Annotated in this window: 7 protein-coding genes; 3 read left to right on the top strand and 4 right to left on the bottom strand. The window is 71.4% G+C overall.

The window, feature by feature from the left end; translation table 11 throughout:
• The first annotated feature begins 262 nt into the window (after nucleotides 1-262).
• The 3 genes from IF28_RS0120400 to IF28_RS0120410 all read left to right on the top strand — a co-directional run bounded on the left by IF28_RS0120400 (nucleotide 263) and on the right by IF28_RS0120410 (nucleotide 3,371).
• Nucleotides 263-2,137 (top strand): hypothetical protein, encoded by a 1,875-nt coding sequence (locus IF28_RS0120400; protein ID WP_234325269.1) that lies wholly within the window; start codon nucleotides 263-265, stop codon nucleotides 2,135-2,137.
• A 65-nt stretch (nucleotides 2,138-2,202) separates the two neighbouring features.
• Nucleotides 2,203-2,925: a TetR/AcrR family transcriptional regulator gene (locus IF28_RS0120405; RefSeq protein WP_030222304.1), complete on the top strand. Its 723-nt coding sequence runs from the start codon at nucleotides 2,203-2,205 to the stop codon at nucleotides 2,923-2,925.
• Entirely contained in the window at nucleotides 2,922-3,371 is a 450-nt protein-coding gene (locus IF28_RS0120410) for a hypothetical protein (RefSeq protein WP_030222306.1), read from the top strand. The genes IF28_RS0120405 and IF28_RS0120410 overlap by 4 nt, the downstream gene beginning before the upstream one ends.
• Before the next feature lie 3 nt (nucleotides 3,372-3,374).
• On the opposite strand, the gene IF28_RS0120415 is transcribed toward IF28_RS0120410, so the two are convergent.
• From IF28_RS0120415 to IF28_RS0120430, 4 genes are all read right to left on the bottom strand, one after another.
• Nucleotides 3,375-3,734 (bottom strand): 5-carboxymethyl-2-hydroxymuconate Delta-isomerase, encoded by a 360-nt coding sequence (locus IF28_RS0120415; protein WP_030222308.1) that lies wholly within the window; start codon nucleotides 3,732-3,734, stop codon nucleotides 3,375-3,377.
• A gap of 55 nt (nucleotides 3,735-3,789) precedes the next feature.
• Nucleotides 3,790-9,228 (bottom strand): pullulanase-type alpha-1,6-glucosidase, encoded by a 5,439-nt coding sequence (gene pulA / locus IF28_RS0120420; RefSeq protein ID WP_051713803.1) that lies wholly within the window; start codon nucleotides 9,226-9,228, stop codon nucleotides 3,790-3,792.
• 176 nt (nucleotides 9,229-9,404) lie between these two features.
• The gene (locus tag IF28_RS0120425) at nucleotides 9,405-10,778 is read right to left on the bottom strand and encodes an alpha-amylase (RefSeq protein WP_030222314.1); all 1,374 of its coding nucleotides are present in this window, start codon (nucleotides 10,776-10,778) and stop codon (nucleotides 9,405-9,407) included.
• A gap of 198 nt (nucleotides 10,779-10,976) precedes the next feature.
• Complete coding sequence (locus IF28_RS0120430) at nucleotides 10,977-12,671, bottom strand: glycoside hydrolase family 13 protein (protein ID WP_030222317.1); 1,695 nt, start codon at nucleotides 12,669-12,671, stop codon at nucleotides 10,977-10,979.
• Nucleotides 12,672-12,760 lie beyond the last annotated feature (89 nt).

The raw sequence follows: 12,760 nt of genomic DNA on the forward strand, positions 1-12,760 counted from the left end.
ACGGCACCCCGTAAGCGCCGGGGCTGCGCGACATCCCCCCGGCACGCACCCACACCGCCCACCAGTGCACAGCGGGGGTGGGTTCACTCGCCGGCGTTTGCCGGGTGCCGCTGCGCCCACCCGTGCCGCCCCAGCGGCACGACTGCCCGCAGCTGCGGCGACGGAAGCAGAGCGGCTGGCGGCGGCGGAAATGGCGTGCAGCCGTGCGGCCGGCCGCAGCCGCGGCGGGGTGGGGGTGACCAACCGGCTGACTGGTCGTTCTATGGGCGTGCAGTCACAGGATGTCGTCCCGCCCTCCTCTGCCGTGGACGTCGAGCAGGCCGAGGCCGCGCTCGTCGAGCACTACCCGCGGCTCGTCCGGCTCGCCTACCTGGTGCTGCCGCCCGGCAGGGGCCGGAGCAGGCGGGTGCTCACCGCGCACGCCCTGGTCCAGCGGGCGCTGCCCCGCGGCCGTGTCCCCGCCCCGCTGATCCCCGCGCAGTCGGCGGTCCGTGACGGGGGCCCCGGCTACACACTGGTCCGCCTCCAGGTGCTCCGTGCGGCACTGAGGAGCGGCAGGCGCCTGCCCCCGCCGCTCCCCCAGGTATGGGGCCTGAAGCTGTTCCCCCGCTCGGGCGGCGCCGACGAACTCGCGCTGGACCAGCGCCTGTCCGCCCTGACCGGCCCGGCCCGCGCCGCCCATGCCCTGCGCGGTCTGGAACGCCTGCCGGACGGTGACGTACGCGAGGTCCTCACCGCCGCCGGCGTCACCGACGTGGACGCCGCGCTGGCGGAGGCCGACCGGCTCCCGGACCCGTACCGCCTGCTCGACTCCCCCGAGTTCGACCCCTGCTCCCTGCAGGCCCGCCCGACCGACCTGCTGCGCCGCCGCCGTCATCTGAAGGCCGCGCTGGTCGGCGCGGCGGCCCTGACCGTGTGCGGGGCCCTGCTCGCACTGCCCGGCGACGGCTGGGGCCCCGACGGCGCGGCAGCGCCCCCGTACGCGCGGAACCCGGCCGCACAGGCCGCGCTGGACCCGGGGAAGCTGACCCGGGTCTCCCCCACGGCGTGGAAGACCTCGGCCCGCACCGACTTCTCCGTGTGGCCGGCCCGCGGCGACCGCACCGGCGACCGTGCCCTGCTGCGCCGCGCCCTCACCGTCTGGGCCCGCCCCGGGGACGGCGTCCGGGTGTCGGCGACCCCGGGCACCGCGCGGGGCGGCCCCGCCGGACCGCCACAGCTCCTCTACGCGGGAACGGTCGACACGGCACACGTGGTGGTCCTGTACGACGGTCTGCGCATCGCCCGGTACGCCGAACCGAGGGGCGGCACCCGGGGCGCAGCGCTCGACTTCGCCCGCGTCGACGGCGCCGGCCGGGCGGGCTCCGGTGCGGTGGTGCTGAGCCGGGCCGACGGCAACGTCCGCTATCTGCTGGCCCCCTGGGTGCGGGAGGCGGGCGAGCGGGATCTGCGGGAGCCCGGCTCGGGCGCGATGGCGCTGCCGCTCACGGACGGCGTGACCTCTCCCCTGGCCGGTCCCGCCCCGAAGCCGGGACCGTGCACGTCGTGGAACGTGCTGGAGCTGACCGACGGCACCGGCACCCGCCTGGTGACCGACCTCGGCGAACTGGTCCCGGCCCGTCTGACCGCCGGACGCCCCGGCGGGACACGGGAGGCGTCCGGGGCGAAGGCCCTGCGCACCTGGGCGCCGTACGCCTGCTCGCTGAGCGCGTTGCGTTCGGCCGGCGTGCGGAGTGTGAACGCCTGGGAGTTCGCCGGGCAGCCGCTGCCCGAGGGTGGCGGTGAGGCGGCCTGGGTGTGCACCCGGGCCGAGACCTGGCGGGGCGGCGGCGCGCGGGTGCTGGCGCAGTTCCACACACCGGGCGGGCGGTTCGGGGCGGTGGCGGCGAAGGCCCAGGACGTACCGGCGTGCGGGGAGCGGGAGCCGCGCGTGCTCGCCGGGGTGCTGTGGAAGTCCGAGAACGGCCACTGGTATCTGCTGGCCGCGGGCAGCCCCGACACCAGGTCCATCCGGGCGGCCGGCGGTGTCGAGGGGTCCTCGAAGGGCCCGCTGCTGACCGTCCGCGCGAGGAACGGCGTCCAGGCGGATCTCAAGGGCACGCGGGAGAACGGGCGGACGATCACCGGACTGCGCTGAGCCGCGTGAACACCGCCGCCCGGTCCGGACCGTTCACGGCCGGAATCGATCGGTAAGGTGTTCGTATGACGAGCGGGGAACGGCGCAGAATGGGAGTGGAGGAACGGCGGCAGCAGTTGATCGGCGTGGCCCTCGAACTGTTCAGCCGGCGCTCCCCCGACGAGGTCTCCATCGACGAGATAGCGGCGCGCGCGGGCATCTCCCGCCCGCTGGTCTATCACTACTTCCCCGGCAAACTCAGCCTGTACGAGGCCGCGTTGCGGCGTGCGGCCGATGATCTGGCGTCCCGGTTCACGGAGCCGCAGGAGGGCCCGCTGGGGTCGCGGCTGCGCCGGGTGATGGCCCGCTTCTTCGACTTCGTCGACGAGCACGGGCCGGGTTTCGCCGCGCTGATGCGGGGTGGTCCGGCGGTGTCCGCGGGCGGCGCCCGCTCGATGAGCGCGGTGTCCACCACCCACGCGCTGATCGACTCCGTACGGCAGGTCGCCTGTGACCAGATGTTGTCGCACATGGGCGTGGTCGGTCCCGCTCCGGTGCGCCTCGAACTGGTCGTACGGTCCTGGATCTCGCTCGTCGAGTCGACGGCGCTGATCTGGCTGGACGGGCGGCGCATCCCGCGCGCCGAACTGGAGGCGCAGCTGGTGCAGGACTTCGCCGCGCTGGCCGCCGTGGCCGCCGCCCGCGACGAGGAACTGGCCGCGCTGCTCCGCGATCTCGTCAAGGGCGAGCCGGGCGACGGACCGTTCACCGACCTCGCCACCCGGCTCATCGCGCTGGCGTCGCCGTGAGCGCCGTGACGACGTGGGGTCTGGTCGTCGAGTCGACCGTGGGCACCGGCGAGCGCAAGCACACGGAGGCCCAGGTGGTGGCGCACGTCGAGGGGACGCGGGAGGAGGCGCTCGCGGAGCTGGAGCGGCGGGCGCGCGCCCATGTGCCCGCCCATCCGCTGAGCCACCGGCGCCGTCGCCTCCTCAGGGACGGCGACGGGTTCCTCCTGGTCGTCGACGGGGCGTGGCGCTCGTTCCTCACCCGGTTCACGGTGGCGGAACTGCTGGAGGACTCCGCGGCGCCCGCCGCACCGGAACCCGTCGGCCGGACGCCGTCCGAGCCGGAACCCGTCGCCGAGGCAGTGCCGCCCGCCTCTCCTCGCCCTTCGGCGGAGCAGCCGGCCGAGCGGGACGAGGACGGGGTGCCGGTGCTGCCGTCGTGGCTGGGGCGCCGCGACCTGTCGTGAGGCCTACTCGCCCTCGGACTTCCGGTAGGACGCGTCGAGTTCGCGTACCTCGGCGGAGGCGTGCAGGGTCAGACCCCCGGCCGGCCTCACATACGTCCGCAGCAGTTCGAGCACGGTCTCGGTGAGCCGGGCCTTGGTGTCGTCGGTGCGGCCGGGCAGCATGGCGATGTGGACATGCACATGGGCGTGTCCGTCGGTGTCCTGGCCGACGACGATGTCCTCGGTCCGCCGGAACCGGGTCTTGCACGCCGGCTGCTTGGCGGCCGCGATCTCCACGACGGCGGTGTGCAGGTCCCGCGCGAACGCGGGCCGGTCGAAGCCGTCCGCCAGTCGCCCGGAGTAGTCGACGGTGATCTGCGGCATGAGCCCTCCTGTTCTCGGTCAGGAGGGCTCACACTAGCCGCAGCCTCCTACGGGATCAGCCGCCGGTGGTGAACACCGCGACCGTGCGGGCCGCGACGGTGAACGTGCCGGACCCCTTCGCGTACGACGACGTCTTCACGACCGCGTCCTTGCCCGCCGCCTGTACCGGGTGCAGGCGGTAGCCCGTCCCGGCGAGCGCGGCGACGCGCTGCTCCTGCCTCTGCGGCGTGGCGTTGAAGACCACGACCAGATCGCCGAGCCTCATGGTGATCACGCCGGGCGTCTCGTCCGTCCCGGAGAGCGGGAAGGAGAGCCGGGACTGCACCTGGGCGGCCGTGCCGAGGGAGAACGCCTTCTCCGTCGTACGAATGGACAGCAGGTCCTGGTACGCGGCCGAGGTGCCCTCGATCTGCGGGCAGCCGACCTGGACCGAGCCGAGCAGCGGCTTGGCGTAGGGCCACTTGTCCTCGTTGTCGGCGGCCGGCGGCAGACCCCGGCCGAAGCCGTTGCCGTCCGCGCAGTTCCAGTGGATGGCGTTGAACCAGTCGCCGCTGTCGTAGGAGTTGCGGTCCAGGGACTTGGAACGCAGCAGGTCGGTGCCCGCCTGGGAGAGGGCCGGGCCCTGCGAGAGGGCGGCCGTCGCCATGGCGAGGACCTGCATACGGGCCCGGTCGCCGGCGGACGTGTCCTTCGGCAGCTTGAAGGCGAGCGCGTCGAACAGGGACTCGTTGTCGTGCGCGTCCGCGTAGGCGAGGGCGTCGCCGGGGGCGGCCGCGTAGCCGGCGGGGGCGCTGTTGTAGTCGACCTGGGAGCCCTTGACCTCCTTGCCGCTGGTGTCGGTGAAGGTGTAGCCGGCCAGGTTGCCGCTCAGGCCCACCTTGATCAGGTCCTGGTAGTGCAGCAGGCGGGCCTTCTGCTCGGCCTCGGTGCCGTTGTTCCGCGAGGAGTTGGGGTCGGTGTAGAGGCCGGAGGCGAAGCCCTGCACGCCGGGGTCCTCGTCGAAGGGGCCGCCGCCGCGCACGGCGTCACGGGCCCGGTCGGAGAAGGTGGCGATGCCGGTGCCGGCCATGTTCTGCTGCGTGGCCTGTTCGAAGCGGGCGTCGTCGGCGATCTCGCCGAAGTTCCAGCCCTCCCCGTACAGGATGATCTTCTTGCCGTCGACGCCGTCCTTGGCGGGGGTCAGCTCGTCCAGCGCCTTCCTGACGGCGAGGATGTTGGCCTTCGGGTGGTGACCCATGAGGTCGAAGCGGAACCCGTCGACCTTGTACTCCTTGGCCCAGGTGACGATCGAGTCGACGACCAGCTTGCCCATCATGGCGTTCTCGGTGGCCGTGCCCGCACAGCAGGTGCTGTTGGCGACCGAGCCGTCGGCGAGGAGCCGCTGGTAGTAGCCGGGCACGATGCGGTCGAGGACGGAGGTCTTGGCCTGGCCGCTCGCGGCGGTGTGGTTGTAGACGACGTCCATGACGACGCGCAGGCCGTCCTCGTTGAGCGCCTTGACCATCTTCCGGAACTCGACGGTGCGTTCGGTGCCGTCGGGGTCGGTGGCGTAGGAGCCCTCGGGGACCGTGTAGTGGTAGGGGTCGTAGCCCCAGTTGAAGGCGTCCTTGGCGGCGGCCTTCGCCACGCACTCCTGCTGTTTGTCCGAGTCGGCCGGGTAGGAGGCGAGGTCGCAGTCGACGGTCGTCCGCCCGGACTTCTTCTCGGGGATGGTGGCGATGTCGAACGCGGGCAGCAGATGCACGTACGAGGTGCCGGCCTCGGCCAGCTCCCGCAGGTGCTTGCTGCCGTCGCTGTCCTTGTCGGTGAAGGCGAGGTAGGTGCCGGGGTGCCGCGCCGTGCGGTCCGCGATGGAGAAGTCGCGGATGTGCAGCTCCTGGATCTGGGCGTCCCTGAGCGGTACGGCCCTGGGCTTGTCGTACGTCGTCCAGTCGCGCGGCTTCAGGGAGCGGTCGGCGAGGTCGACGACGAGGCTGCGCTCGGAGTCGGTGGTGAGGGCGACCGAGTAGGGGTCGGTGACCTCGTTGGTGACGATCTCGCGGGTGCCGGGCGCCCACACCGTCACCTGGTACCGGTACTCCTCGCCCTTCCAGGAGGCCGGTCCGGTGACGGACCAGACGCCGGTGGCGTCGTCGCGGTGCATGCGGACGCTGCGGCCGCCGATCTCCAGGGAGACGTCGCGCGCGGTCGGCGCCCACACGGAGAGGGTGGGCCGGCCGTGGCGGAACACGGGGCCGAGGTCCGCTGTGGCGGCAGCGGCGTAGAGGTCGTCGAGTACGCCCGCGATCTGCACGCCGGTCGCGGCGAGCACGGCGCCGTTGGCGGCGTGCTGGGTGGCGACGACCTGCCCGCGCAGGGCCCCGCGCACCCGGTCCCGGTCGCGCGGGTCGACGGACCAGGCGGTGCCGTCCTTCAGATGCGGGAACCTCGCCTTCTGGGCGTCGGTGAGGGTCGCGCCGTTCAGCCGGATCCAGCGCGCGTCCCCGCTGGTCAGTGTCCCGTCCTGCACCTTGACGGAACCGGTGCGGGAGGCGAGGAGCTGGGTGGAGGCGGCGGCTTCGGAGCCGTCCCAGACGAGGGTGTCCCGGTCGATCCAGACGGCCTTGGAGGTGGTGAGGTCGAGGGCGGCCGCCGAGCCGGCGGGCTGCGGCAGCAGGTACTTCTCCTGGCCGTTCACCAGCCACACCTCGTGGCCGTTCGCCTTGAGGTCGAGCGACTGGTCGGTGGGGAGGTCCTTCTCGTCGCCGTTGTGGAGGATGTAGCTGAGGCTGGTGGCACCCTCGGTGAGCGGCACCTCGAAGACGGCGCCGTAGGCGTCGGTCCGCACCGGCTTCAGGGGGTTCGACCAGTCGGTGGGGTTCGCGGCACCGGTCCAGGTGTGCAGGCCCCAGCCGTCGTAGTTCCCGTCGGCGCGGTGGTAGTGGAGTACGGCCTTGGTGGTGTCCTGGGCCGGGTGGTCGGGCCGCTCGGTGGTGACCGTCTCCTTGCCCTGCTCGATCCAGACCTCACCGGTCCGGGTGAGGTCGATCGTGCGGTCGGTGGAGACGTCCTTGTTCCCGTCCTTGTCGATGACGAGGAAGGCGACGTCGGAGGCGCCCGGCTTCAGCTTGACGTAGGCGAAGGCGCCGTAGGCGTCGCGGCCGGTGAAGGGGTGGCTGGCCGGCCACTCGGTGGCCTCGCCGTCGGCGAGGTCGCCCCAGGCGTACAGGCCCCAGTCGTCGTAGTCGCCGTCCGTGCGCTTGTAGTGGACGATCGCGTAGTCGCGGGAGGCGGCGGTGGGCGGCTCCTCGGCCGGCGGGGTGCCGGTGGTGGAGGCGGCGAGGGCGCTCGCGGTACGCCCGGCCGAGTCGATCACGACGGCCTTGTAGCGCAGGGCGGTACCGGCGGGGACGTCCTCGCCGATGGTGTGGGTGACCTGGTAGGGGGCGTGGTCGGCGGAGCCGAGGGTGTGCCATGCGCCGTTGCCGGTCTGGGCGGCGAAGACGACCCGGTTGAGCCGGCCGCCGTCGACGCCCGCGGTGACCTCGACGGTGCCGGTGGCGCCCGCCTCGGGGGCCTGGAGGGTGATCGTGGGCTTGGCGGCCGGCTTGGCGAGCGGGCCGGATGCCCTGAGGACGATCGCGGAGCCCGCCGGGACGGTGACGGTGATCTTCTGGTCGGCGTCGCTGGTCACGGAGGCGTCGGTGCCGTAGAGGCCCTTGAACGTCATCCGGGCGGAGCCGGTCGCGAAGGTGGCCTTCCGCGCCTCGCCGGAGTTGTTGAAGGCGACGACGTACTCGGTGGTGTCCTTGCCGGTGCCGGTGCGGGAGAAGGCGTAGACGCCCGCCCCGTCGGCGGCGTACCGCTCCTGCTGGATGCCGTCGGTGAGGGCCGGGTGGGCCTTGCGGAGCTTCGCGAGAGCACTGATCTGCCGGTAGAGCGGTGCTCGCGTGTCGTAGCCGTCCTCGGCGTGGGTGCGGTCGGTGCCGATCAGATCGTCGTCGAGGTAGTCGGCGGTGCGGGAGGCGAACAGGGTCTGGCGGGAGTCCTTGTCGCCGCCGGCGCCGGTGAAGCCCTGCTCGTCGCCGTAGTAGACGACCGGGTTGCCGCGGCTGAGGAACATCAGCTCGTTGGCGAGCATGTCCTTCTTCAGCAGCTCCGCGTCGGACGCCTCCGGGTTGTCCTGGGTGAGGAACGTGCCGATGCGGCCCATGTCGTGGTTGCCGAGGAAGGTGACCTGCTCATAGGCGTTGGCCTTGTCGGTGGCGTACTTGTAGTCGTCCCCGAAGACCGAGGCCAGCTTCTGCGCGCTGCCGCCCTGGGAGGCGTACTGCCGTGCCGCCTCCTGGAACGGGAAGTCGAGCGTGGCGTCGAGGCGGCCCCGGGTGACGTACGGGGCGGTGATGTCCGTGTCGGCGGAGTAGACCTCGCCGAACATGAAGAAGTCGTCCCGGCCCCTCTTGGCCGCGTAGGCGTCCAGGGCGGTGGCCCACTGGGTCCAGAACTCCATGTTGACGTGCTTCACGGTGTCGATCCGGAAGCCGTCGATGTCGAAGTCCCTGACCCACCGCTGGTAGATCTTCTCCATGCCGTCGACGACCTCGGGACGCTCGGTCCACAGGTCGTCGAGGCCGGAGAAGTCTCCGTACTCGGAGGACTCGCCGGCGAAGGTGGAGTCGCCCCGGTTGTGGTACATGTCCGGGTCGTTGAGCCAGGACGGGACCTTGACCCGCTTCTTCGCGTCCGGCACGACCGGGGTGCGCGGGAAGGAACCGCCGTCCACACGCGGGAACGGGCGGGAGCCGTCGGCGTGGTCGGCGTCGTCGAAGGGCTCGCCGTCCTTCGTCAGATACGGGAAGGCGCCCTTGGAGAGGTAGCCGTAGGACTTCTCCTCGTAGTCGACGACGTCGGCGGTGTGGTTGGTGATGACGTCGAAGAAGACCTTCATGCCCTTGTCGTGGGCCTTGTCGATGAGCTTCTCGAGGTCGTCGTTGGTGCCGAAGTGCGGGTCGACCTGGGTGAAGTCGGTGATCCAGTAGCCGTGGTAGCCGGCGCTCGCGTTCTCCCCCGTGCCCTGCACGGGCTGGTTCTTGAAGATGGGCGCCATCCAGATGGCGGTGGTGCCGAGCCCCTTGATGTAGTCGAGCCTCTTCGTCAGGCCCTTGAGGTCGCCGCCCTGGTAGAAGCCCTTGTCGGTGGGGTCGTACCCGGTGGCGAGGCGTGAACCGGTCAGTCCGCCGCGGTCGTTCTTCGTGTCGCCGTTGGCGAAGCGGTCCGGCAGGACGAAGTAGAACTGCTCGCGGGTCAGATCGTGCCGTGCGGGCGACGAGGCGAGCTTCGCGTCCGAGGGCGGCGCGGGCGGTGTGGCGGCGCGTGCGGCGACCGGCTGCACGAGGGCCGCGGCGAGCGCGGCCACGGTGACGGCGGCGACGCGCCCGCCCCAAGCGGTGCGGCGCCCCGGGGGCGCGGGCCAGCTGGCATTCAAGGCAGTGAACTCCTTGCGTGTACGGCTCATTCGGGTCCGACCCCACGCCACGGCACGGCCTGTTTCGGCCACGTCACCGGAGCGTCCGCGTGACCGTATCGCCGTTGAAAGCTTTACAGCAAGGGTTGTGAAAGTAACGGTAAGGACTTGCAGCACGACGCGGGCCGCGCCGCCGCCCCGTGAACGGCGGCACGGTCCGCGGGTGTTCAGCAGGACGACTTGCCGGCGTACACCGCGAGGGCTGTCCGGGAGCCCAGGGTGGCGGTCAGCTGTCCGGAACCGTTCACGGTGACCGTGGTGTTGTTCTGGACGTTGCAGTACGTGCCCGCGGCGAGGGAGGTCTGGTAGGTGCGGGTCAGCGAGCCGGACTCGTGGTTGACGGCCACGAAGCCCTTGCTGCCCCGGCCGAACGCGATCGCGTCGTTGCCGTTGTCCCACCAGTTCGTCACCGACTGGCCCCGGGTCGCGTTGCGGAACGCGACCATGGACTTGATCTCCGGCCAGGCGTGCTGGCACTTCCAGCCGCTCTGCCAGCAGGCGTCGACCCGGCCGCCATTGGGCGGCCCGGCGTCGTGGTCGGAGAACTCGTAACCGGAGTTGATGTCCGGGGCGCCGTAGGGCCAGGCCAGCATGAAGACGTTGGCCAGGGTGTAGGTGGCGTTGTCCTTGTAGGACAGGGTACTGCCGTTGCGTTCGGTGTCGTGGTTGTCGACGAAGACGCCGGAGACGGAGCCGTTCATATAGCCCCAGCCCTCGCCGTAGTTCTTCAGATAGGCGAGGTTCTCGTTGTTGAAGACCCGCTTGAGGTCGTAGGCGTAGCGGAACTCCTGGACGTCGCCGACGCCCGTGTACTCGGTGGGCTGGACGGCCTCGCCCGCGCCGTAGATGACCTCCTGCTTCCAGTACACGCCCGGATTGCTCAGCCGGGACTTGATGTTGGCGAGGTCGGCGGCCGGCATGTGCTTGGCGGCGTCGATACGGAAGCCGTCGACGCCCAGCGACAGCAGGTCGTTCATATAGCCGGCGATGGCCCCGCGGACGTAGTCCTCGCCGGTGTCCAGGTCGGCGAGGCCGACGAGTTCGCAGTTCTGGACGTTCCAGCGGTCGCCGTAGTTGTTGATCTGCGAGGTGCAGTTGTCGAAGTCGTACGAGGAGTACAGACCGGGGTAGTTGTACTTCGTGTACGACGAACCGCCCGTACCGGTGCCGCTGCCCGCGGACATGTGGTTGATGACCGTGTCGGCGACGACCTTCACACCGGCCGCGTGACACGTGTCGACCATGTTCCTGAACGCGGTCCGGTCACCGAGCCGGCCGGCGATCTTGTAGCTGACCGGCTGGTACGAGGTCCACCACTGCGCGCCCTGTATGTGCTCGGCGGGCGGGGAGACCTGGACGTAGCCGTACCCCGCGGGGCCGAGGGTGGTGGTGCACTCACGGGCGACCGAGGCGAAGTTCCACTCGAACAGGACGGCGGTGACGTCCTTGGTGCCGGGCGGGGACGCCTCCGCCCCGGTCGGGGCCATGACAATCGAGGCGGCCGCGAGGGCGACCACCCCGGAGAGGGTTCTGCGTGCCATGTGGGGTTCCTTCTTCATCGAAGGGTGTGGGGAAACCGCCGAGGCGGCTTGAAGCTTCTTGCAGAAAGCTTCAGCAACCTTGCGGCACCGCAGATGTTAGAGGCCCGCCACCCGAAAGGGCAGCGGGCCGTACCAACTTGAACGAAAAAAGTTGCGGGACGAACGACGGGCGGCCGGTCGGCCCGAGGGACCGGGAGGTCAGTCCCTGGTCCACCACACGGTGGTGTCGGCGGGCACCGTCGCCTCGCCGGCCGTCTTCGCCACCTCGCCGTTGGCGATCAGGACACGCCCGTACGCCGGGGTGGTCACCGGTTCCGCCGTGGTGTTGGCGACGCACACGAACTCGCCGCGCCGGAAGGCGAGGACGCCCTCGGGCGCCCGCAGCCACTCCACCGCGTCGCCCGCGCCCAGGTCGGGCCGCTCCCGGCGCAGGGCCAGTGCGGAGCGGTACAGCTCCAGGGTCGAGCCGGGCGTGCCGGTCTGCGCCTCGATGCTCAGCTCGCCCCACTCCGCGGGCTGCGGCAGCCAGCTGCCGCCGTCGCCGAAGCCGTACGAGGAGCCCTCGCGGGTCCACGGGATCGGCACCCGGCAGCCGTCGCGGAAGCCGTCCTGGCCGGCGCCCCGGAAGTACGCCGGGTCCTGGCGCACCTCGTCGGGCAGGTCGACGACGTCCGGCAGGCCGAGCTCCTCGCCCTGGTAGACGTAGGCCGAACCGGGCAGCGCCAGCATCAGCAGCGTCGCCGCGCGGGCCCGGCGCAGGCCGAGTTCGCGGTCGCCCGCGAGGCGGATCTGGGTGCCGAGGCCGGCCGGGTTGGCGAAGCGGGTGGCGTGCCGGGTGACGTCGTGGTTGGACAGCACCCAGGTGGCGGGGGCGCCGACCGGGCGCATGGCGTCCAGGGTCCGGTTGATGACGGTGCGCAGTTCCTCGGCGTCCCAGTGGGTGCCCAGGTACTGGAAGTTGAACGCCTGGTGCAGCTCGTCGGGGCGCACGTAGTTGGCGGTGCGCTCGACGGTGGGGGTCCACGCCTCGGCGACGAAGATGCGCTCGCCGGAGTACTCGTCGAGGATGAGCCGCCACTGGCGGTAGATGTCGTGGACGCCGTCCTGGTCGAAGAACGGCATGACATCGTTGCCCAGCAGCTTCAGCTGGTCGTGGTCGCCGAGGTCGGGCAGGCCCTCGGCCTTCACCATGCCGTGCGCGACGTCGATACGGAAGCCGTCCACGCCCATGTCGAGCCAGAACCGCAGGATGGAGCGGAACTCGTCGCCGACGGCGGGGTGTTCCCAGTCGAAGTCGGGCTGCTCGGGCGCGAAGAGGTGCAGGTACCACTCGCCGGGGGTGCCGTCGGGCTCGGTGACACGGGTCCAGGCCGGGCCGCCGAAGATGGACTCCCAGTCGTTGGGCGGCAGTTCGCCGTTCTTCCCCTTGCCGGGGCGGAAGTGGTAGCGGTCGCGGGAGGGCGATCCGGGGCCCTCGGCGAGGGCGCGCTTGAACCACTCGTGCTGGTCGGAGGAGTGGTTCGGCACCAGGTCGACGATGATCCGCAGGCCCAGCGCGTGGGCGTCACGGATCAGCGCGTCGGCGTCCAGGAGGTTGCCGAACATGGGGTCGACGGCGCGGTAGTCGGCGACGTCGTAGCCGGCGTCGGCCTGCGGGGAGGCGTAGAAGGGGCTGAGCCACACGGCGTCCACACCGAGGTCACGCAGATACGGCAGGCGGGAGCGGATGCCTTCCAGGTCTCCCATGCCGTCGCCGTTGCTGTCGGCGAAGCTGCGCGGGTACACCTGGTAGATCACCGCGTCCCGCCACCAGTCGCGGCGCCGGGCGACGGTGGCGACGGACGCGTCGGTCGTGGGGGTCGGGGCCGGGGCGGCGGAGTGAGGCTGGCTCATGTCGTCCTTGATACGAGTGCGGGCTGGGAAGCGAGTGGGGGCGGATGAAGGAAACGAGGCGGCCGCGGTGACAGCGGGGTCGGATGGCC

This window comes from Streptomyces sp. NRRL WC-3626, assembly GCF_000718785.1.
Taxonomy (GTDB): domain Bacteria; phylum Actinomycetota; class Actinomycetes; order Streptomycetales; family Streptomycetaceae; genus Streptomyces; species Streptomyces edwardsiae.